The sequence below is a fragment of the Ruegeria arenilitoris genome (assembly GCF_013035315.1).
Lineage (GTDB): Bacteria > Pseudomonadota > Alphaproteobacteria > Rhodobacterales > Rhodobacteraceae > Ruegeria > Ruegeria arenilitoris_D.
In genome coordinates this window covers 65,633-86,562 of sequence record NZ_WQHP01000011.1, presented here as the reverse complement: position 1 = coordinate 86,562, position 20,930 = coordinate 65,633, and the positions used below count along the sequence as shown (strand labels likewise).

The following is a 20,930-nucleotide window of genomic DNA, read 5'->3' as shown; positions in this document are numbered from 1 at the left end:
CCCTAGTCGAAAATCGACAGGTCAAGCTCCAGGAGTTCGCCCATCCAAACCGCCCGGTCCCGGTGGTCCGCCAGATGGTCGCCGGTTTCCGGGTGGGTGAAGATGGTCAGACCTTGTCGGTTCAGCATCAGCCATGGGATCACCTGATCAAACGCGTCAGGCGCAAAGCCCAGCTGACAGCTCCACCTTGGGTGCGGGCCGACATTTTTCGCATGCATCCGCCCCATTTGTACGGGAAACAGACGGGTAGCTTCTTCGCAGACCTGTCGGGCCGTATCCTGTGTGTCGGCGTCGAAATAGACATGGGCGTGATAGCCGGTGATTTCAGGCATTTGGACCTCCTGCAACGAATACAAAAAAGGTAAGCGCAGCTGGGCCGTATAACCACTTGCGCCTGCACACAGCCTGTGTGCGCGGGGTCATGCAGGCGCGTTGGCGTCAGGGTGGGCCTCAGCAAAGCTTGGGTGGGCGGCACAGGCAGCTTCGACGCTCAGGATACGGGGCAAACCTGACAGATCCACATCCCACCGACGCGCGTTGTAGAGTTGCGGAACAAGGCACAGGTCGGCCAATCCGGGTTTGGCACCTGTACAATAAGGCGCTTGATCGAAGCTTGCCAAAAGTGTCTCAAATGCCAGCAGACCCGGACGTATGAAATGGCGCATCCACTCACCCGGCATATCATCGGCATTTTCGCTGAGCGCAGCTGCATATTGGGCGACTGACAGATTGCAGACCGGATGCACATCGACCGCGATGGACTGTGCAAGGGCCAGAGATTTTGCGCGCTCTGCCGGTTCTGTTGGCAGCAGCACAAGACCCCGGGTTTGGTCAAGGTAGTCGATTATTGCCAAAGACTGAGTCAGCCGCAGCCCATCGATTTCCAGGACTGGAACCAAACCTTGCGGATTTCGGACCAAATGGCTGGTCGACTTCTGTTCGCCCTCCTTCAGGTCAACAGAGACGGTACTGTAATTGATCCCGGCAAGGTTCAGCGCAATCCGCACGCGGTAGCTGGCTGAAGACCACCTGTAGTCATAAAGCACTACACCGCTCATCCTGGCCTCCTTAGGATGTCAGGTTTCCTTCAACGCCGCAGCCTTCAGCGCGTCTGACAATACGGCCGTATCTCCGATGTGGTTGGCCAGTATCAGCAGAAGCCGCGCGTTCAGAGCATCGCTGTCATGCCGGTTCAGCCCGTCATGAGCGGCTACCAAGTCGGCATAAAAACCGTCGGCATTGTCCAGATTGGGGGTGAGGATCAGATCGGTCATATCGCTTACTCCTTACCGGTGGCCCGACGGATTGCTTGCCGGAATGCGTTCTCTTCAAATGTATCGCGGCGGGCAGCTACGTGTTGATCGGGGCGGATCAGATACGCTGCGCTGGGCGCATCCCCCAGATACCTGCGCTTGAGCTCTAAGGTCAGGTCGTCCTTGACGGACAGGGCCAACCGCGTGGCTGTAACTCCGCCTTCCTCGAGACTGTCGGGCGCATCCGCATCAATTGTCAGCAAGGTGAACTGACCCGCGAGTTTAGGCAGCAGAAACTCATCACCCAGTGGCGCATCGGGGCAAGCCGCACCTGGCCGCGTCACCTCAGGTCCGTTCAGTGCATCGGCTGAACTGAGGGGCGAACCAGAATAGGCGCAGGGCGTGCTAAGACGACCGGAATTCACCAGCGGGCGGGCGAATTCGAAATGTTCGCTCAGGTCCAGAACGGCGTCCCGCAACAAGCGCGACATATCGGATTTCGGCGTAATGAACTCGGTCGAGAGTGTGGACATTCGGATATTTTCATCCGCGGCTTCGACCCTCTCGCGGCTATAGCTGTCCAGAAACAGCTCGGGTGCTTTGCCGTCGATGACCAGTTTCAGCTTCCAGCACAGATTGTCTGCATCCTGCAGACCGGAATTGGCCCCGCGCGCACCGAATGGACTGACCTGATGCGCACTGTCGCCCGCAAACAGCACGCGGCCATGCCGGAACCGATCCATGCGGCGGCACTGGAACGTGTAGATCGAGACCCATTCGAGTTCAAAGTCGACATCGTCACCCAACATCGCCCTGAGCCGCGGGGTCACGTTTTCTGGCTTTCTTTCCTGCTCTGGATCGATGTCTTTGCCCAGTTGCAGATCAATTCGCCAGACATTGTCCGGTTGTTTGTGCAGCAGGGCAGACTGGCCGCGATTGAAGGGCGGGTCGAACCAGAACCAGCGCTCGGTCGGGTAGTCGGCCTGCATCACCACGTCGGCGATCAGAAAGTTATCCTCGAACACACGCCCGTCGAAATCCAGACCCAGCATCCGGCGGGTCGGTGAATAAGCCCCGTCGCAGGCAATCAGCCAATCGGCTTCGACGTTGTAAGGCCCTTCTGGCGTTTCGACCTCAAGCGTGACGTGATCGTCATGGGTGCCGATCGCCTCGACCTTGTTCTGCCCACGGATTTCGATAGGTGCGCCGTCGGCCTGCAGTTCCCGCACCCGTTCGACAAGGGCTTTCTCCATGTAGTACTGCTGGAGATTGATGAAGGCCGGGTTTCCGTAGCCCTTGTCTGGTTGAAGGTGGAATTCATAAACTTGGCGGTTGTCGAAATAGACTTTACCCGCGTCCCACAGCACTCCTTTTTCAACCAGTTTGTGTCCTGCGCCCAACCGGTCAGCGATTTCGAGTGAGCGTTGCGAGAAACAGATCGCGCGACTGCCAAAGCTGACCTTGTCATTGTCGTCCAGCACCACGGTTTCGACCCCTTGCTGGGCCAGATCAATCGCGACCGCCAGCCCGACAGGCCCGGCCCCGACCACAATAACCTTGTGACGCACCGAGGTTGCAGAGTCCTGATCAGGGCTGCGTTCGTAGGGATAAAGTGGAACTTCGAAGATCTTGTTCATGGGTTCTCCCCCAATACTCTGGCGCCCATGGCGCAAGGTCTGGGCCTTCGACCAGTCGTGCCAAAGGCTATGTGTTCATGATTCCACCTAATCCGCTGGCAAAAAACGATCTGGATCAAGTTGACCAGACTTCCTCGCCCCCGATGGGTCCAACACCTTTCCAGGGTGCCTCGTGCTGCTGCCTGCGCCGAGACATCCATGCCAAGCCCTGCGAGACCTAAGCTTTGGCGATCTGGGTCAGTCTTTGATGCTGTAGTCGATCTGCAAGATGCCGCCGGGTTGTCGTGCGATGTCCGTCAGTTCCAGATAATGCTGCTGCCCCGGTGCAAAGCAGGGCAATCCTCGTCCCAAAAGCGTAGGCATAATGAACACACGCAGGGTGTCGAACATGCCCGCATCCAGTGCCGCGCGCTGCGTTTCGCCCCCGCCCATAACCCAGACGCGCCGGTGCCCCGCGTCTTCGATCGCACCGCGCAGCGTATTGATGTCACCCGCAGAGGCCACATGCTCGCCCGAGTAACCCGTTTTCCGCGTCAGCACGTATCCGACGCGGCCCTCGTAGGGCCAGCCCCAGCCAAGCACTTGCTCGTAGGTGGTTCTTCCCATGATCAGGGCGTCGATCTCGCTGATAAACTCACCATAGCCGCCGTCGCCCCCGTCGGAGGCGAGGCTGTCGTTAAAGGTGTTGAGCCAATCGACGCTGCCCGCTTTATCGGCAATGAACCCGTCCAGGCTCATTGCGATGTAGCCAACATATGTTGTGCGCTGGCTCAGTTTCTTCACCGCTTGAACGGGTCTTTGAGTGCGGCCAGAACGGTGCCGGTGCAATCACCAAAGCCGATCGTGTACCCATCGCCGCGGGCGCGGCCCTTCAGGGTCAGGGTGTCGCCGTCCTCGATAAAGTTTCGGGTCTCGCCCGTATCCAGTGTGAGCGGTTCCTTCCCACCCCAGCTGAGCTCCAGCAGCGAACCGCGCTCGGGTTTGGTTGGGCCCGAGATGGTGCCAGACCCCAGCAAATCGCCGGTATTCATCGGGCATCCCGAAGTCGCATGATGGGCCAGCTGTTGCGCCGCGGAATAGTACATCTCTTTGTAGTTGGTCCGAGCGATCGTCGTGGCGTCCTCGCCGTCCGGGGCCATCGTGACTTCCAGATCGATGTCATACAGCATCGGTCCGCAATCCTTTAGGTGATCCAGCAGCTCGAATTCACGTGCGGGAGTGTCACAGCGGAATGGCTCCAGCGCGGCCTTGGTCACGATCCACGGGCTGATCGAGGTGGCGGTGGCCTTGGCCTGAAACGGTCCCAGAGGCTGGTATTCCCAGGCTTGAATGTCGCGTGCGGACCAGTCGTTTAGCAGCACATAACCAAAGATGTGGTCATCGGCCTCTTGCACGGTGATCGGACCATCCGACGGTGTGCCGACGATTGCGCCCATTTCCAGCTCGATGTCGAAACGACGGCTGGGCAGGAAGGCGGGAAGGTCCTGATCGGGGGATTTGAGCTGGCCCCACGGGCGGCGAATATCCGTGCCCGAGACGACAACGGACGAGGCACGCCCGTTGTACCCGATGGGGATGTGCAGCCAGTTCGGAGGCAGAGCGTTTTCCGGCCCGCGGAACATGGTGCCCACGTTCTGGGCGTGATGTCGGCCTGCATAGAAATCGGTGTATTCGCTGACAGCAAATGGCATGTGCATTTCCGCATCGCTCTGCGCGACCAGCAAAGGCGCGACCTGAGCTTGCTCTTCTGACCCTTCGGCCAGCAGAGCGGTCAGCCGGTTGCGCAAAGCGGCCCAAACGGCAGGGCCTTCTTCCATCAGCGGGTTCCAGAAGGGCAGGTCGAACAGCGGTTCATCCGCCAGCGTGATCAGGCCCTCGGCTTCGGCTGCTGTGACGTCCAGGATCATGTCGCCGATCGCGACACCGCATCGTGGGTCTTCGCCTTCGGTCGAAAAGACGCCGTAGGGAAGGTTGTTCAGGGGGAACGGGTGGTCGGCATCATTGGCCGAGGCCACCCAGGATTTCATCAGAGACATCTGTGATCCTTATACTTTTGAGTTATTGGGCATCCCGCAGGGACTTCAGCCCCAGCAAGACTGCGGCCAGAATCATGAACCCGCCGCCAGCGCGGTCCAGCCACAAACGGGCAGCGCCTTTCAGCCGCTTGGCCAGCCAACTGGCGCTGCCGCCATAGGCTGTCAGGAACAACCCGTCGAGCGTCAGGTAGGTGACCGAGAGGATAGCGAATTGCGGCCAGAACGGCAGCGCGCCATCAATGAACAACGGGAACAGGGCGGCAAAGAATACCACCGCCTTGGGATTGGCGGCAGAGGTGATGAAACCCTGCATCCAAAGCGACTTGCGGCTGGCGAGTGGGGCGGTGTGCGCCTCTTTCCGGTCGGCTTTGACGATCATCTTCACCCCAAGATACACCAGATAGGCTACGCCCAGCCACTTGATCACGGCCAGCGCCGTACCCGATGCTGCGATGATCGCGGCCAACCCAAGCCCTGCCGCCAGCATTTGCAGCAGGTTCGCCGTAAGGTCTCCGGCAGCCGTGAATATCCCGCGCTGCAGCCCGTTGGTCGCCGAGTTGGACAGCATCAGCAACTGGCTCGGCCCGGGTGTGCTCATCAGCAGCAGGACCGTGGCCACATAGGTTAACCAGATATCAAAGCTCATCTAGTCCTCACTTTTTGCCGGGCGTTCCGTCGAACTTTTTCTCAAGAGACGTCCAGCAGTCAATGTAATCGTCCTGCAAAGGCGCTTCGTTGGCTGCAAACGCGGTCAGATGCTGCGGAAACCGGGTTTCGAACATGAAGGACATGGTGTTGTCCAGCTTGTCCGGTCCGAGGTTCGCATTCGAGGCCTTGTCGAACGCCTCGCGATCGGGTCCATGAGGCAGCATCATGTTGTGCAAGCTCATCCCACCGGGAACAAAGCCCTGCGGTTTGGCATCATACTGGCCGTAGATGTTGCCCATCAGCTCGGACATGATGTTCTTGTGATACCAGGGGGGGCGGAATGTATCCTCGGCCACCATCCAACGCTCGCGGAACAGGACAAAGTCAATATTGGCGGTGCCCGGTTGGCCTGAGGGGGCCGTCAGCACGGTAAAGATCGACGGGTCCGGGTGGTCGAACAGGATCGCACCGACCGGGCAGTAGGTGCGCAGGTCGTATTTGTAGGGCGCGTAGTTGCCGTGCCACGCCACCACGTCCAGCGGGCTTTGGTCGATCTTCGTCGTGTGGAACTGCCCGCACCATTTGACGGTAACGTTCGAGGGCACCTCACGGTCCTCGAACGCTGCCACCGGCGCTTTGAAATCGCGCGGATTGGCCATGCAATTGGCTCCGATCGGGCCACGGCCCGGCAGTTCAAATTTCTGACCGTAGTTTTCGCAGACGAAACCGCGGGCGGGACCTTCAAGAACTTCGACCCGGTAGACCAGACCACGCGGGATAATGGCGATTTCCTTGGGTTCGAGATCAATGATGCCCAACTCGGTCGCAAACCGCAGACGGCCTTCCTGCGGCACCACCAGCATCTCGGAGTCGGCCGAGAAGAAATAATCATCCACCATCGACTCGGTGACCAGATAGATATGGCTTGCCATTCCCACCTGTGTATTTACGTCGCCAGCCGTTGTCATCGTGTGCATACCGGTCAACCAGGTCAGTCCCTCATCAGAATGAGGCACGGCGTCCCAGCGGTATTGGCCCAAACTGATTACGTCGGGATCAACGCAGGGGGCGGATTTCCAATAGGGCAGGTCAATTTTTTCGTAACGATGCGAATGCTTTACCGAAGGGCGGATGCGATAGCACCAAGTGCGTTCGGGCGGGTTGGCGGTAAAGGCCGTGCCGCTAAGCTGTTCACCATATAGGCCATAGTTGCAGCGCTGCGGGCTGTTCATGCCCTGAGGCAACGCGCCGGGCAGGGCCTCGGTCTCAAAATCATTTCCAAATCCGGGCATATAGCCCGCGTGAGTGCCGACAGGCGTGCTGGCCTGGGTCAATTTATGCGGATCGGTCTGACGATTCATTCCGTATTCCTCCGTTTGCTGCTTGTCGGATAATAGTTGATTTTGTAACTAACAAGGATGACACAAGACGTTTCCGACAAAAAAGATGAGTTTGATCCGCAAGATTTTCTGCCCTACTTGCTGAACCGTGCTGCCGAAGAAAGCTCGTTGGAGTTTCAGCAGGTCTATAAGGATCGTTATGGGATGCTGCGGACCGAGTGGCGGGTGCTGTTCCACTTGGGCAACTACGGCGAGATGACCGCAAAAGAGATTGGTCTGCGCGCCCGGATCCACAAAACCAAGATAAGCCGTTCGGTCTCAAAACTGGAAGAGCGCAGATTTCTGGTTCGTTCGCGCGACGACGCAGACCGCCGGGTCGAGCGGCTGGCATTGACATCAGCCGGTCAGGCGGCATATCGCGATCTACGCAAGGTCGCACAGGCTTATGACGCAAAGCTTGCGGGCTTGTTTTCTGAAGAGGAAACGGACCTGTTGCGCAAAATGCTTCGGCGGCTGGCGCATATGGATTAGGCACTGGTAATTCTCTGCCCGCGTTCCCAGATGAACAGCAGAACAAAAACGGGACACCTTATGACGACCTCGGACAACGTGGCGGAAAAATCAAGCGACCTTATCAACTGGCTGGTCGCGCGCGGGCTTGAAGGATTACAAAAAGAAGAACTGCTGGACGGGTATTGCAACCGGCTGGTGGATTTGGGCGTTCCGCTCATGCGGTTTCACGCGGCGCAGTCGACGCTGCATCCGGTGTATGGCGGAACTGGCTACAGCTGGTACCACGGCAAGGGCGGTGAGCATCAGAAGTTCGAATACTCCGAAGTGCCCAGCGACCACTGGCGCGCAAGCCCCTTGTATGCTGTCCTAAACGAAGGGCTCAGCGTTGTGCACGAACGGTTGGTCGATCAGAACGAACCCAGCAAGTATCCCCTGCTGAATGAACTGCGGGAACACGGTGCGACCGAGTATTATGCGACCGGTGTTTCGTTCAACAGCCCGACCCATATCGGTGCTGCCTCGACGGACAAAGTGGTGAACGGAGTGCTGTTGTCCTGGGCGTCAAATGCGCCCGAAGGGTTTCACGAAGACGATCTGGCATTGATCAACGCGGCGATGCCCCATCTTGGGCTGGCACTCAAGGCGGCCTCGGACGCGCGTATTTCGAAAGACCTGATGCGGGTCTATCTGGGCCGTGATGCGGGCCGCAGGGTTCTGTCCGGTGAAATCCGGCGCGGTTCTTTGCAGCAGATTGATGCGGTCATCCTGAATTTTGACCTTGAGGACTTCACCAGCCTGTCCGAGGAATTGCCGGGCAATGCGCTGATCGACATGCTGAACGATTACCTAGCTGTGGCGGTTCATTCTGTTCACCAAAACGATGGTAACATCCTCAAGTTCATGGGGGACGGGTTGATCGCCATGTTCGATGTTGGAGAGATCGACGCAGATGCGCGTGCGGCTTTGGCCGCAGTTGCCGACCTGCAAGACGGCATGGCCAAGCTGAATGCCAAGCGCGAGGCCGAGGGCCTGCCAGTGTCGAATTTCACATTGGCGCTGCATGCGGGCGAGATTTTGTATGGCAATATCGGGTCTGAAAGCCGCTTGGACTTTACGGTTATTGGACCGACTGTGAACCAGACCGCTCGGATAGCCGGAATGCATAGGTCGCTGGGGCAGCGTATCCTGATCTCGGATGATGTTGCGAAGGCTGCGCAGCCCTGCGCGTCTGCCAGTCTGATCTCGGTCGGGCGCTATATGCTGCGCGGAGTAGCTGAGCCAAAAGAGCTGTTCACGGTGTACCAACCGGCTGAGTGACAGTTATCCGGCGCTGGTGCCTCAGAAGTCGATTTCGACGCCGGGCAGGTTCAGCTCTTTCATCATGTCGCGCAGCTCTTGCCGGGCAGCGATGTTCGAGATGTTGAGCTGTTTGACACCGATGTCCTTGAGGTCCAGCAGGGTCAGTCCGCGGGGGAACAGTTCGCGAAAGATAACACGTTCGGAAAAGCCCGAAGCGATGCGGAAACCGATCCGTTGCGACAGCATTTCGATTGCGCGCTGCATCTTTTCCTTGTTGACCATGCGCTGAGTACCGACGCGGTTGCGGACCACGACCCAGTCGATGGGTTTTAACCCGGCCTGCGCGCGCAACTGCCGCGCGTTCCAGACCATTTCGGAATAGACCGACGGCCCCAGGATTTTTTCTCCTTTGGAGTCGATGCGCGCCAACAGGTCAAAATCGATGAAGCTGTCGTTCAGTGGCGTGATCAGCGTATCGGCCAGGGAATGCGCCACCTGGCTGAGGCGGGTGTGCGAGCCGGGACAGTCGATCAGGATAAAGTCGCTGTCACTTTCCAGTTCGGACACGGCGGCGGACAGGCGGTGGTCATAAATGTTCTCGCCCGGCTTCAGCTTGGTCGCGTCAATCTCGGGCAGGTCATGGTGGCGCGGACTGGGCAGGGTAAGGTCCGAGTTCTTCAGGAAGTTCATACGGTTTTCGAAGTACCGACCAAGGCTGCGCTGCCGCAAGTCCAGGTCCAGTGTGCTGACTTTGTGACCCAAACGCGCCAGTGCCGTGGCTACATGCATCGACACGGTCGATTTGCCTGCGCCGCCCTTCTCGTTCCCCACTACGATGATATGTGCCATGCCTGTATTCCCGTGTCCCGCCGTGCTTAACCACACGTTGTTACGCACCACTATATGTTGTGGAGGCCGGGAAGGGAAGAACCCCAAGCGCCATGACAGGGCAATATCAGGCTCTAAACTGGAAAACTCAATCGGGTGCGTTGGTTAGGCCGTGTGCTTGCCAAAGCTGCCGGCCTGTTTCACTGTCCAAATCAGGGTTTTGCTACAGGGGAACCGGTTGGACCATTTGTTTCTGAACGTTTTGAACGTGGTTCTGCCGGTGCTGATTTGTGCCGGGATCGGCTATGCCCTGGCCGTTATCAAAGCGCCGTTTGACAACAAGGTTATAGGGGGCATTGTCTCGCGCGTCGGGTACCCCACGCTGATCATCTCGCACCTGTCCACCACCAAAATTGCGGTAAGCACCTTTTTGGACGTTATGGCGGCTGCGGCATTGGCCATTACGGGGTTCGGCGTATTGGGTTTTGTTGTGCTGAAGGCAATGCGCCTGCCTATTCGTGCTTTTCTGACACCGCTGATGCACGGGAATGTCGGCAATATCGGCTTACCGATCACGTTGCTTGCGCTGGGCGACGCGGGCATGGCCTACACGATGGGTTTTGTCGTTGTGGTGCTGATTAGCATCTTTACGGTGGGTATGTGGATTCCAGCGGGTGAGTTCTCGCCCCGGAAACTGGCCACGTCTCCGATCATTTATGCAGTGGTCATCTCGCTGGTCTTGATGGCAACGGGGTATAGCTTGCCGAAACCAGTGGCAAAATCCTTCGACATCCTGGGCGGTTTGTCAATCCCGCTGATGCTGCTGACGCTGGGCCATACGCTGGCGACTTTGCAGATCAAAAGCCTTGGTCGGGCGGTGCTGCTGACAGTTCTTCATCTGGTCATGGCAGTTACCATCGCCAGTGCGCTGGTGTGGTCGTTCGGGTTCACTGGGGCGGAACGTGGCGCGGTGATACTGTGTTGCCTGATGCCGTCTTCGGTGGCGACGTATTTGTTCATCGACCAGCATGTGCCTGAATACGGACCGGATGTTGCGGGCTTTATCCTTGTATCGACGTTGGCCACGATCCTCGTTCTGCCATTCGCGTTGTCCTATTGGATCTGAGCCGCACCCTATGCGCAGCGAAAAAAATCGCTAAACTGCTGAATAATTGCATTAAAGATCAACAGTTTTAGGGTGGTGTTATGACCGAAAAGCCGTCTGCTGATCCGGTTCACCAAGGCGGTGCCCGCGTCGTATTGGCGATGACGGCCATCTGCATGATGGTGGTCGGCTTCAATACCACCGCCGTGGCGACCATTCTGCCCAATCTGAAATCCGAGTTCGATTTGACCCCATCCGGCCTGCAATGGGTGATGGCGTCTTATACCGTGGCCAGCGCTTCGTTGGTGACCATTGTTAGCCGGCTGGGCGACATCACCGGCAAGATGGGTGTGTTTTTCTTCGGCATGATCGTCTTTGCCATCGGCTCCACTTCGGTCCTGTTTGCGCAAGACGGCGCGATGCTGTTGTTCGGTCGCGGTGCGCAGGGGGCAGGGGCCGCTGCCCTGTTCGGGACGTCGCTATCTTTGTTGACCGCAGCCACGCCCGAGGAACAACGCGCAAGCGTCACAGGGGCATGGGGTGCAATCGTCGGGCTTGCCATCGGGGTCGGACCCATCGTCGGAGGTGCCTTTGCGCATTACATCAGCTGGCGGGCCGTCTTTGCGACAGACCTTGTTCTGCTCGTTGCTGCTTTTGTTATCGGTCTGACCGTCAGCAAACGGGGCTATGTGCCGGACACACGCCTGGCCGGAGCAAAGTTCGACTATCCGGGGGCCTTTGCCGTGCTGTTTTTTCTGGGGCCGTTGTCCTTTGCCCTTAGCAACGGTGAAAGTAGCGGATGGGCGACTCCTCTGACCCTGGTGCCGCTGGCCGTTGCTGCGATGGCAACGATCATCCTTGTCATCGTCTCCCGGCGCAGCGACGATCCATTGATCGAGCTGCGCTACTTCAAGCACCCGCGCTATTTCATGGCGGGCGCTGGCATGTTCTTCACCGGCTTCACGCTGTTTTGCTTCTTTGTCTATTTCAATACTTTCGTCCAATCACCGGATGCCTTTGGGTATTCGCCAATCGGCGCAGGGCTCGCGATCATGCCGCTTAGCCTCAGCATGTTCGTCGTGTCGGTCACTGCGCCACGTTTCCTGGCACCCTACAGCTTTCAGTGGCCCATCGCGATTGGGCTGGGGGCAATGGCCTGTGGGTTCCTGTTGCTGATGACAACAACGAATACGACGCAATATGCCGAAATCTGGTGGAAACTGGTGATCGTCGGCATCGGGTTGGGGATCTGCTTCTCGCTGCTGCCCCGTCTGGGCCTGCGCCTGCTGCCGGAAGAGCATGTAGGGCAGGGGTCCGGTGTGATCAACGCTTGTCTCTATTTTGGCGCTACGTTGGGTGCCGTGGTGGGTGGGCTGGCCGAGTCGATTACCACCCGCCGGGGGCTGTCCGAGGTGATCGCGGCTCTGCCCGCAGGCTCAACCCAGCGTGAGGATTTGGCCCACGCACTGACCCACGGAACGCCCAGCCAGATTCAGCAATTGATCGCCGCTATGGACCCTGAGACCAGCAACACCCTGGCCAAGGCTCTGCGTGACGTGCAGGACAATGCCTTTGACAGCGCAATGCTGATGGCCGCTATTGCGGCACTGGCTGGTATGGGGCTGGCTCTGATGTTGCTACGGGGGCCAGTGCCACCCGTTCACAGCGCGGTCGACCTGACACGCGGGCCGCAAAGCTGAAGGCCGTTAGCCTCCCAGGTACACCTTGTCTTTGGGGCGATAGAAGACCTTTTGATCGTGAAGCTTGCCCAAAAGATCGTGAATTCGCCGCAGTGTGTCCTCGCGTTCGGCCTTGCCGGCATCGCCTTCTTGCAGCGCGGCTTGCGACAGGTTTGCAACCGACCCCCGCAGCGCTGTTTCGATCAGGTCCATATCCTCGACCGACAGCTCGATCATGTCATTGTACTGGGGCATGTTCCGGGGCCTCCGACGGCTGAGTTGGACATTCGCTGCTCAGTTTAGCATCTTTCGCCGTCACTCGAAATCATCCCTGACGCCGGGCCAAATTTCGCAGGTTCGCTGTTGGTGTCGACGGTCCAAAAACGTAAAAGGCCGCCCCAAGGGCGGCCTTTCGCAATTCAACCCGGTTAGGCTTAGAAGCCCAGACCTTCGTATTTCTTCTTGAACTTCGACACGCGGCCGCCGGCGTCCATCAGGCGCGACGAACCACCGGTCCACGCGGGGTGCGAGGAGGGGTCGATTTCCAGAGCCAGCTGGTCGCCCTCGGCGCCCCAGGTGGATTTCATCTGAACTACGGTGCCATCGGTCATTTTGACGTTGATGACGTGATAATCGGGATGGATGTCTTTTTTCATCTTTCCGCTCCTTACGCCTCGGCGCCGGCCTTGGGCTTGTAGTTGGTAACCTCTGCGATACGCGCGGATTTACCACGACGCGAGCGCAGGTAGTACAGTTTGGCGCGACGAACGCGGCCACGGCGGACAACAGTGATGCTGTCGATGTTGGTCGAATGCAGCGGGAACACACGCTCCACGCCTTCGCCAAACGAAATCTTGCGGACGGTGAACGAACCGGCGATGCCGCTGCCACCTTTGCGCGCGATGCAGACGCCTTCGTAGTTCTGCACACGGGTACGCGACCCTTCGGTCACTTTAAAGCCGACACGGATGGTGTCACCGGCTTTGAAATCGGGGATGTCTTTCCCCAGGGCGGCAATCTGTTCCGCCTCAAGCTGTGCGATCAGGTCCATCGCAGTTACTCCTATCTGCTCGTGGTTGGTCCACGAAGTTAAGCACGGGCTGAGAGCTCTTGGTCTTCACCGGGTCCTGCGTACAGCCCGCCAGAGGTCAGATCGAATGTTCCTTATGTCTGGTCTGCACTGCCGCGCCGGGGCCGAAGAAAGCCGGGCGTCACGACATATTTCAAACCAAAACACCGGAGTCGCATGTCGCGGCACCGGATTGCGCTGCTTTACGGGCTTTGTGCGCAGGGATCAAGCCTGAATCGCCATAAAATTCAGGGTTTCGACGGTGGGATTTCGCCACCCAAGGACAACACCGTTGCCTTGTGGCGCGGATCAGGCATTCTGGAGGGAATTACAAGAGCAGAGATTTAGAACAGGACCTTACCATGCGTACAGCTTTGATGCTGGCTGTTATGGCCTTTGCGACCCTGTCTTGCGGTCGAAGCAGCCCTCCACCACAGCAGGTTGAGGCGAAGGCATTCCTCAGCACTACGTCGCCCTCAGTTATCTTCCCCAAGTTCGGCGATGCGGACCCGCATCCGTGGGAGGGGAGGCATCCCGGTCACTACCCGGTGCATGGGCTGGACGTTTCACGCTGGCAGGGGCCGATCGACTGGCGCAGGGCCAAGGCGTCTGGGGTCAGCTTCGTCTTTATCAAAGCAACCGAAGGCGGGGATGTCGCCGACCCGATGTTCGATGACCACCGCACCGGCGCGCAGGCAGCGGGAGTGCCCTGGGGTGCTTATCACTACTACTATTTCTGTCGCCCAGCACATGAACAGGCCAAATGGTTCATCGAGAACGTGCCGAAAGGCGCGGACCTGCCGCACGTGCTGGACATGGAGTGGACGCCGCATTCCAAGACATGCACCATACGACCTGATGGCGCGACGGTTCGCGCCGAGGCTCAGCGTTTCCTGAACATTCTTGAGCGTCATTATGGCCGCCGTCCAATAGTCTACACGACCGTGGATTTCTACGGTGACACTGATATCGGCCGCCTACCCAAGACAGAGTTCTGGCTGCGCTCGGTCGCCGGGCACCCTCGCAATGTCTACCCGAAGGCTGTTTGGCGATTCTGGCAATACACGGGCACCGGCCTGGTACCGGGCGTTCAGGGCAAAGTGGACATCAACACGTTTAACGGCCCGCCCGAGATTTGGGCACGTTGGAAGGCGGGGGGTTAGTCGCTGTCGGTTTTTTTCCGGTAGCTGTCCCAAAGGTCCGGACGCCGTTCACGGGTGATCTGCTCGGACATTTGATGGCGCCAGTCGGCTATACGGCCATGGTGGCCGGACATCAGGATATCTGGGATCGGGCGGCCTTTCCATTCCGCTGGTCGAGTGTACTGCGGGTGTTCCAACAGGCCCGACGAAAAGCTCTCTTCTTCCGCCGAGGTCTGGTTGCCCAGGACGCCGGGGATCAACCTTACGGTCGCGTCGATCAGGGCCTGCGCCGCGATTTCGCCGCCGGTCATTACAAAGTCGCCCAAGCTGACTTCCTGAACGCCATAATGCTCCAGCACACGCTCGTCGACACCTTCGAAGCGGCCGCAGAGCAGCGTCATCCCATCGCAGCGCGCGAGGTTCTGCATCATGCGTTGGTCCATCCGTCGACCGCGCGGGCTTAGGTAGATCAGCGGCCAATTACCCTGAATGCCGGCCATTGTGTGTTCGATGGCTTCGCCCAACACATCGGCGCGCAGCACCATGCCTGCGCCGCCGCCTGCAGGCGTATCGTCGACATTGCGATGCTTGCCCACGCCGAACTGGCGCAGGTCCACGGTTTCCAGCTGCCACAGGCCCTCTTGCAAGGCTTTACCGGTCAGGCTTTCGCCCAGAACCCCGGGAAAGGCCGAGGGAAACAGGGTGATGATCTTGGCCTTCCAGACCCCGTGCAAATCTGGGGTCGGGGTCAGCAATTCGCGCGGCTTGAGCGTGGGCCGGATTGCTTTGCGTCCGTGGGATTTACCTGGCTTGTCTGTCATGTCGTGCTGACCATCGCGTTTTTTGCCTGTTCAATTATGCCGGCCTTTTGCCGGGTCAGAGCGGCCTCGTCCAGTCGGGATCGGTTCAGATTCAGCAACTCGGCCAGCACTTCTTCGGGCAGGCGCGTGTTGATCTTGGCGGGCGGCACCAGCTGCCCGGCTTTTTCCCGTGGCAAATTCAGGAAGTCGGCAAAGGGCGTGCCAGAGCCAAAGCGGCGCAACTGCATCTCTTCCAGCCAGTCTTCGGTGACACTGACCGAGGGCAGCTTTTTGCGGATGTCTTCAACGGTGTCCTCAAGCGAAGGCAGGTGATCCATGTTCGCGCGGAACGCCTCAAAATCCTGGACCTCGCGCGTTCTTTCAAGGTCATGCGCCCAAAGGCTGCGCAGCCAGGAACCGCGCTGGCGCAGGGACAGGTAGATCGTGATGTCGACCTCCTGACCTGCGAACCGGTCCCGAATGGCGTCAACGACACAGGCGGCCAGATCCGGCGCTGCTGCATAGCCCTGGTCGATGTTTCGGCTGGGACGCAGGCCACTGAAATTCTCTTCGCTCAGGATCAGACCGCGCCGCGTGCCAAAATTTCGCGTGGCCAGATAATCCCGCAGTTGCGTGCTGAAATCGGACAGCGTGCCAAGCGTGCCGTAGATGGAGTGCCGTGTAGCGGCATTCGACAAGCCAAGCTTGCGCGTCTTGTAGGGCAACATCAGGGCAAAATGCGGCCAGATCAGCTCGCGGTTTTCATATAGAAACGACTGTGCCGCAGTGGTCCCGGTCTTGTGAAATCCCAAATGCAGCAGAACGCGCCGCATCAGATGAGCCCTTCGGGCGGGTCCGCGATAATGCGGCCTTTGTCCAGGTCGACCGTTGGAACAGCCTCCAGCGTAAAGGGCAGCAATACGGTGGCTTTCAAACCCGGTCCATGCAGTTCCAGCAGGTCCGTGGCGCCGTGGTTCTGCACCGACTTAACCCGGCCCAGCAATGCGCCGCCTGTGTCGTAAACCTCAAGTCCGATCAGATCGGTGTGGTAGAATTCATCATCCGGCAAAGATGGCAGCTGGTCACGCCGGGCAAACAGGCGCAGGCCCTTCAACTCGTCGGCCTGTTCCTTGGTCTCAACACCGCCCAGACGGGCGGCAAAACCGTTCTTGATCGCCTTGGTCAGGACCAGCGGATAGCGCTCCTTGCCGTGCTCATCAGTCAGCGGCGAATAGGCTTCGATGTCTTCGGGGATGGCGCAATAGCTTTTTAACCGCACTTCCCCACGCACGCCGTATGACCCGGCAAGGGTGCCCACGCAGATCAGATCAGTCATTTGGCCCTTCCGTCGTCACACATAGCCCGTCCTGCCAATCGCCGCGCGCGGCGCACGCCTCGCGCTGGTTCGAGCGTTCGAAAAATACTCCGACAATAAATGCGATCAGCAAAAGGATGGGAAGCCGTATCAGTCCAAACATCTGATTTTATCGTGTTTCCAGATGCAAACGCGCGTTGCGCTTTTCCCAGCCTGCGCGCTCAAGCTCGGGTCGTTCCGACATCTCTTCGGGCCAGCCCACGCAGTAGTAACCGACTAGAGACCAATCGTCCGGTACATCCAAGTCGCGTTTCATCTGTTCGGGATCCAGGATCGAAACCCAACCCAGGCCAAGCCCTTCGGCCCTCAGGGCCAGCCAGAACAAGGTGATCGCGGCGACGACCGAATAGCGACGCATTTCAGGCATCGTGCCCGCACCCAGGCCAAGGCCTTTGTTTGTGCTCTCGTCCGAGAACACAGCCAGTTGGACGGGCGCTTCCTGCATGCCGGACAGTTTCAGGCGGCTGTATTTCAGCGCCTTGTCGCCGGAATAGCCTGCCAGGGCCTGTTCATTGGCGTTTTGGAAATTCTTCAGCGCCGCAGCGCGTGCCGCTTCGCTTTCGACGCGAACAACGCGCCAGGGTTCGCTGAGCCCCACAGAGGGGGCCAGTCGAAACGTGTCGAGGCAGCGCATCAGCACCGCCTCGTCCACTGGGTCTGTTCGGAACCGGCGCACATCGCGCCGGAGCCGCATCAGCAGTTCGAACTGCGTGCGAAAATCGTCGGTGAAAGTCTGATCCTGCACGCGACCGCCTGCTTATTCTTCTGCCGCAGCTTCTTCAGCCGGTGCAGCTGCAGCTTCGGCCGCTTCAGCAACTTTTGCAGCTTTCTCTTCAGCGCGTTCCTGAGCTTTCTTGCCCGGGGTACCCTTGTTGGGGTTGTTGCGCTCGGCTTTTTCGCGGGTGCCTGCTGCTTCCAGCATGCGTGCGATACGGTCGGTGGGCTGAGCGCCCTGGTCCAGCCAGTACTGAACGCGTTCCATGTTCATTTTCACGCGCTCTTCGCTGTCTTTCGGCAGCAGCGGGTTGTAGGTGCCCAGTTTCTCGATGAAACGGCCGTCGCGCGGCATGCGGCTGTCAGCAGCCACGATGCGGTAGAAGGGACGCTTTTTCGAGCCGCCGCGGGCGAGACGAATTTTCATTGCCATGGTGGTATCTCCTTTGAATGGCGTATCCGGTAGTTCACCGGTTTAGTTCTGGTGTTTCTTGTGGTGTCGGATGACTTCCTGAATGATGAAATTCAGGAAAGCCTTGGCGAAATCGGGGTCCAGATCGGCCTTTTCCGCCAGGTCTTCAAGCCGTGCGATCTGCGCTGCCTCGCGCGAGGGATCGGACGGGGGAAGGTCGTGTTCGGCCTTGAGCTTGCCAACGGCCTGTGTGTGCTTGAACCGTTCGCCCAGGGTATAGACGAGGATCGCGTCCAGCCGGTCGATGCTTTCACGATGCTCTTTCAGCAACGTCGCAGCCCGTGTGACGGGGTTGTTCATTGGCCGGTCCTTTCGGTGGTCAAAGCAGGATCAGTGAGTTCAAGTTTCGGATGCCGCCAGACCTGACAGCTTGTGCCCACGACTTCGCCTTCGCGCTCATAGGTTGCACCAAGCCGTTCGGCCAGCGCGCGCGAGCGGTCGTTGTTGTGGGCGATGTATGAGATCGGGGCATTGATACCCTGATGCCGGGCGGCATAGGCGCGGGCGGCGGTTGCCGCTTCGAAGGCGATGCCTTTGCCTTCAAACCCTTCGAACACAACCCATCCCAATTCGGGTTCGTCCCAGCCCGGCGCGTTAATGATCCCCGTCCAGCCTGCGAAAGCTCCGCTGGCCTTTTCGACGACGTGCCACCCGCCATAGCCCATGATGGCCCAATGCCCGAACCGGCCCAGCAGAGACCGCCAAGCTTCGAGCGGGGTTTTTGGGCCGCCGACCATTTGGCTGCGCTCGGACGCAAAGAAAGCCGTCATCGCAGGCAGGTCGTCTTCATGCGGAGCGCGCAGGATCAGGTTTTCGGTTTCAACGGTAGGAATGGTGTACGAGGTCATGCGTATGCCTCCATCCCGCCGTCGCCGTCGGCTGAGAGGTGGCGATAGACCAGAGTAACGCCGTCCTCTTCTACAATTTCACGTTCAACAAAAGCGCCAAGCCGTTCCGCCAACCGCGCAGAGCGTTCGTTGCCTTTGACAACAAAACTGGCCAGCGTATCCCAACCGAGTTGGTCGAATGCAAAATCCCGCGCGGCAGAGGCGGCTTCAAACGCGTAGCCATGTCCTTCACCGGCTTCGGTGAAAATGAAGCCGAGTTCTGGCTCAGGGTCTTCGGGCTCGAACCCGAGAACGACAAAACCCAGCAACTGTGCATTGCCCTTGGCGCAGACCGACCACATGCCGTGGCCGCGCAGCGACCAGATGGCGACCATCTGTGCGAAATCATACCACGCATCCTCGCGCGTCATAACCGTCAGATACCGCGCGCGCGGGCTGGCAACGATCCGGGCATAGGTGTCGAAATCCGACAATTGCGGCGCGCGCAGAACGAGACGCTCGGTTTCCAGCGTCGGGACGGCACTTGCCACCCGAGCGGCCAGTTCCGCCCCCTGAGCATTCGGCGCAGCTTCGAACCGGAAGGTCATTGCAGAACCTCCGGTTTGGCGCATGCGCGCAGGGATATGCAGGGGACGAAAGCCACGTTACTTCTTCTTGCCAAACCCGCTGAGGCCCGGAGGCAAAGCCATGCCGCCGCCCATACCGGGCATGCCGGGCATCTTGCCGCCCATCGCCTTTGCCGCCTGTTCCAGCGCCTTGGGGTCCATGCCTGCCGCCATTTCCTCGGGCGAGGGGCCGCCTTTGCCAAACATGCCTTTCATGGCCTGTTTCAGCATCTTGCCTTTGCCCATCTTGCCCATCTTCTTCATCATGTCCGACATCTGCCGGTGCATCTTGAGCAGCTTGTTGAGGTCGCTGACCTCCATCCCCGAACCTGCCGCAATCCGTTTCTTACGGCTGGCCTGCAGCAGCTGCGGGTTGGCGCGTTCGCGTTTGGTCATCGACTGGATCATAGCGATCTGCTGGCGCAGGATCTTGTCGTCCAGACCGGCCTGATCCATCTGCTTGGCCATCTTGCCCATGCCCGGCATCATGCCCATCATGCCCTGCATGCCGCCCATCTGGATCATCTGCTCCAGCTGCATTTTCAGGTCGTTCATGTTGAACTGACCTTTGACCATGCGCTTCATCATGCGCTCGGTCTGTTCCATCTCCATCGTTTCCTGGGCTTTTTCAACCAGGGCAACGATGTCGCCCATGCCCAGAATACGTCCCGCAATCCGGTCCGGCTCGAAGGTCTCAAGCGCGTCCATCTTCTCGCCCAGACCGACAAAGCGGATCGGCTTGCCGGTGACCGCGCGCATCGACAGCGCCGCACCGCCGCGGCCGTCGCCGTCCATCCGGGTCAGGACCACGCCCGAGATGCCGACTTTGGCGTCGAACTCTTCGGCCACTTCAACGGCGACCTGACCGGTCAGGCCGTCGACAACCAGAAGGGTCTCGCGCGGATCGACCGCGTTGCGGACCTGCTCAACCTCGTCCATCAGGACTTCGTCGATGTGCAGACGGCCCGCGGTGTCGAGCATGTAGACGTCATATCCGCCCAGCGTCGCTTGTTGCTTGGCACGCTTGGCGATATCGACGGGTTTCTGACCGGGCACGATCGGCAGGGTGTCGACGCCGACCTGAGTACCCAGAACGGCCAGCTGATCCATCGCCGCCGGGCGATAGACGTCGAGCGAGGCCATCAGGACCTTTTTGCCCTCTTTCTCTTTCAGACGTTTGGCGAGCTTACCGGTGGTCGTCGTCTTGCCCGAGCCCTGTAGACCAACCATCAGGATCGGGGCAGGTGGGTTGTCGATCTTCAGTGCACCGGGGTCTTCTTCACCGCGTAGCACGTCGACCAGTGCGTCATGCACGATCTTGACGACCTGCTGACCGGGCGTGACCGATTTGGTCACGGCCTGACCGGTGGCCTGATCCTGCACCTTCTTAACGAATTCGCGGGCAACCGGCAGCGAGACGTCAGCCTCAAGCAGCGCAACCCGAACCTCTCGCAGGGCGGTTTTGACGTCTTCTTCGGACAGAGCACCCTGTTTGGTCAGCCGATCAAAGACGCCAGAGAGGCGTTCGGATAGATTTTCAAACATGCCTTCGGCCTCCTTAGCCGGT

The 20,930-nt window shown here is 59.1% G+C and carries 27 protein-coding genes; 5 read left to right on the top strand and 22 right to left on the bottom strand.

Going from position 1 to position 20,930, the window contains the following annotated elements:
• Positions 1-2 precede the first annotated feature (2 nt).
• The 8 genes from GOV53_RS19300 to hmgA form a co-directional block, all read right to left on the bottom strand.
• On the bottom strand, positions 3-332 hold the full coding sequence (locus GOV53_RS19300) for a DOPA 4,5-dioxygenase family protein (RefSeq protein WP_170469568.1): 330 nt from the start codon (positions 330-332) through the stop codon (positions 3-5).
• 87 nt (positions 333-419) lie between these two features.
• Entirely contained in the window at positions 420-1,058 is a 639-nt protein-coding gene (gene maiA, locus GOV53_RS19295; protein WP_170469565.1) for a maleylacetoacetate isomerase, read from the bottom strand.
• An 18-nt stretch (positions 1,059-1,076) separates the two neighbouring features.
• Positions 1,077-1,274 (bottom strand): DUF2783 domain-containing protein, encoded by a 198-nt coding sequence (locus GOV53_RS19290; protein WP_170469562.1) that lies wholly within the window; start codon positions 1,272-1,274, stop codon positions 1,077-1,079.
• Positions 1,275-1,279: 5 nt separating this feature from the next.
• On the bottom strand, positions 1,280-2,890 hold the full coding sequence (locus GOV53_RS19285) for an FAD-dependent oxidoreductase (RefSeq protein ID WP_170469559.1): 1,611 nt from the start codon (positions 2,888-2,890) through the stop codon (positions 1,280-1,282).
• 237 nt (positions 2,891-3,127) lie between these two features.
• The gene (locus GOV53_RS19280) at positions 3,128-3,673 is read right to left on the bottom strand and encodes a dihydrofolate reductase family protein (RefSeq protein WP_170469555.1); all 546 of its coding nucleotides are present in this window, start codon (positions 3,671-3,673) and stop codon (positions 3,128-3,130) included.
• Positions 3,670-4,926, bottom strand: coding sequence for a fumarylacetoacetase (fahA, locus tag GOV53_RS19275; RefSeq protein ID WP_170469552.1), 1,257 nt, complete (start codon positions 4,924-4,926; stop codon positions 3,670-3,672). The genes GOV53_RS19280 and fahA overlap by 4 nt, the downstream gene beginning before the upstream one ends.
• Before the next feature lie 22 nt (positions 4,927-4,948).
• Entirely contained in the window at positions 4,949-5,572 is a 624-nt protein-coding gene (locus GOV53_RS19270; protein WP_170469549.1) for a LysE family translocator, read from the bottom strand.
• Between the two features lie 7 nt (positions 5,573-5,579).
• Complete coding sequence (gene hmgA / locus GOV53_RS19265; RefSeq protein WP_170469546.1) at positions 5,580-6,935, bottom strand: homogentisate 1,2-dioxygenase; 1,356 nt, start codon at positions 6,933-6,935, stop codon at positions 5,580-5,582.
• Between the two features lie 57 nt (positions 6,936-6,992).
• Between hmgA and GOV53_RS19260 the strand changes: the two genes are divergently transcribed.
• Complete coding sequence (locus tag GOV53_RS19260; protein WP_170469544.1) at positions 6,993-7,445, top strand: MarR family winged helix-turn-helix transcriptional regulator; 453 nt, start codon at positions 6,993-6,995, stop codon at positions 7,443-7,445.
• A 60-nt stretch (positions 7,446-7,505) separates the two neighbouring features.
• On the top strand, positions 7,506-8,744 hold the full coding sequence (locus tag GOV53_RS19255) for an adenylate/guanylate cyclase domain-containing protein (protein ID WP_170469541.1): 1,239 nt from the start codon (positions 7,506-7,508) through the stop codon (positions 8,742-8,744).
• A 21-nt stretch (positions 8,745-8,765) separates the two neighbouring features.
• Here the strand turns inward: GOV53_RS19255 and GOV53_RS19250 are convergent, their stop codons facing one another.
• Positions 8,766-9,575 (bottom strand): division plane positioning ATPase MipZ, encoded by an 810-nt coding sequence (locus tag GOV53_RS19250; protein ID WP_170469538.1) that lies wholly within the window; start codon positions 9,573-9,575, stop codon positions 8,766-8,768.
• 217 nt (positions 9,576-9,792) lie between these two features.
• Between GOV53_RS19250 and GOV53_RS19245 the strand changes: the two genes are divergently transcribed.
• Positions 9,793-10,680, top strand: a complete 888-nt coding sequence (locus GOV53_RS19245; protein ID WP_170469536.1) for an AEC family transporter — start codon at positions 9,793-9,795, stop codon at positions 10,678-10,680.
• An 80-nt stretch (positions 10,681-10,760) separates the two neighbouring features.
• The gene (locus GOV53_RS19240; protein ID WP_170469533.1) at positions 10,761-12,359 is read left to right on the top strand and encodes an MFS transporter; all 1,599 of its coding nucleotides are present in this window, start codon (positions 10,761-10,763) and stop codon (positions 12,357-12,359) included.
• Positions 12,360-12,365: 6 nt separating this feature from the next.
• Here the strand turns inward: GOV53_RS19240 and GOV53_RS19235 are convergent, their stop codons facing one another.
• The 3 genes from GOV53_RS19235 to rplS all read right to left on the bottom strand — a co-directional run bounded on the left by GOV53_RS19235 (position 12,366) and on the right by rplS (position 13,389).
• The gene (locus tag GOV53_RS19235) at positions 12,366-12,593 is read right to left on the bottom strand and encodes a hypothetical protein (protein WP_170469530.1); all 228 of its coding nucleotides are present in this window, start codon (positions 12,591-12,593) and stop codon (positions 12,366-12,368) included.
• Positions 12,594-12,772: 179 nt separating this feature from the next.
• Complete coding sequence (rpmE, locus tag GOV53_RS19230) at positions 12,773-12,994, bottom strand: 50S ribosomal protein L31 (protein ID WP_170428949.1); 222 nt, start codon at positions 12,992-12,994, stop codon at positions 12,773-12,775.
• Between the two features lie 11 nt (positions 12,995-13,005).
• The gene (gene rplS, locus GOV53_RS19225; protein WP_170328369.1) at positions 13,006-13,389 is read right to left on the bottom strand and encodes a 50S ribosomal protein L19; all 384 of its coding nucleotides are present in this window, start codon (positions 13,387-13,389) and stop codon (positions 13,006-13,008) included.
• A 380-nt stretch (positions 13,390-13,769) separates the two neighbouring features.
• On the opposite strand from rplS, the gene GOV53_RS19220 reads away from it, so the two are divergent.
• On the top strand, positions 13,770-14,570 hold the full coding sequence (locus GOV53_RS19220; RefSeq protein WP_170469528.1) for a glycoside hydrolase family 25 protein: 801 nt from the start codon (positions 13,770-13,772) through the stop codon (positions 14,568-14,570).
• Here the strand turns inward: GOV53_RS19220 and trmD are convergent.
• Genes trmD through ffh form a run of 10 tightly spaced genes read right to left on the bottom strand, consistent with a single transcriptional unit; the run spans position 14,567 to position 20,908 of the window.
• Positions 14,567-15,370, bottom strand: coding sequence for a tRNA (guanosine(37)-N1)-methyltransferase TrmD (gene trmD, locus GOV53_RS19215; RefSeq protein WP_170469526.1), 804 nt, complete (start codon positions 15,368-15,370; stop codon positions 14,567-14,569). The genes GOV53_RS19220 and trmD overlap by 4 nt on opposite strands.
• On the bottom strand, positions 15,367-16,182 hold the full coding sequence (locus GOV53_RS19210) for a hypothetical protein (RefSeq protein WP_170469523.1): 816 nt from the start codon (positions 16,180-16,182) through the stop codon (positions 15,367-15,369). The genes trmD and GOV53_RS19210 overlap by 4 nt, the downstream gene beginning before the upstream one ends.
• Positions 16,182-16,685 (bottom strand): ribosome maturation factor RimM, encoded by a 504-nt coding sequence (gene rimM / locus GOV53_RS19205; protein WP_170469521.1) that lies wholly within the window; start codon positions 16,683-16,685, stop codon positions 16,182-16,184. The genes GOV53_RS19210 and rimM overlap by 1 nt, the downstream gene beginning before the upstream one ends.
• Positions 16,678-16,827 (bottom strand): hypothetical protein, encoded by a 150-nt coding sequence (locus GOV53_RS19200; RefSeq protein WP_170428934.1) that lies wholly within the window; start codon positions 16,825-16,827, stop codon positions 16,678-16,680. Before GOV53_RS19200 ends, rimM begins: the two co-directional genes overlap by 8 nt.
• 6 nt (positions 16,828-16,833) lie before the next feature.
• Complete coding sequence (gene bluB, locus GOV53_RS19195) at positions 16,834-17,469, bottom strand: 5,6-dimethylbenzimidazole synthase (RefSeq protein ID WP_170428931.1); 636 nt, start codon at positions 17,467-17,469, stop codon at positions 16,834-16,836.
• Positions 17,470-17,481: 12 nt separating this feature from the next.
• Positions 17,482-17,871, bottom strand: a complete 390-nt coding sequence (gene rpsP / locus GOV53_RS19190; RefSeq protein ID WP_170469518.1) for a 30S ribosomal protein S16 — start codon at positions 17,869-17,871, stop codon at positions 17,482-17,484.
• A 42-nt stretch (positions 17,872-17,913) separates the two neighbouring features.
• Positions 17,914-18,210 (bottom strand): chorismate mutase, encoded by a 297-nt coding sequence (locus tag GOV53_RS19185; RefSeq protein ID WP_170428925.1) that lies wholly within the window; start codon positions 18,208-18,210, stop codon positions 17,914-17,916.
• Complete coding sequence (locus GOV53_RS19180) at positions 18,207-18,758, bottom strand: GNAT family N-acetyltransferase (protein WP_170469515.1); 552 nt, start codon at positions 18,756-18,758, stop codon at positions 18,207-18,209. The genes GOV53_RS19185 and GOV53_RS19180 overlap by 4 nt, the downstream gene beginning before the upstream one ends.
• Entirely contained in the window at positions 18,755-19,345 is a 591-nt protein-coding gene (locus GOV53_RS19175) for a GNAT family N-acetyltransferase (protein WP_170469512.1), read from the bottom strand. Before GOV53_RS19175 ends, GOV53_RS19180 begins: the two co-directional genes overlap by 4 nt.
• Positions 19,346-19,402: 57 nt before the next feature.
• On the bottom strand, positions 19,403-20,908 hold the full coding sequence (ffh, locus tag GOV53_RS19170) for a signal recognition particle protein (RefSeq protein ID WP_170428916.1): 1,506 nt from the start codon (positions 20,906-20,908) through the stop codon (positions 19,403-19,405).
• Positions 20,909-20,930: the final 22 nt, after the last annotated feature.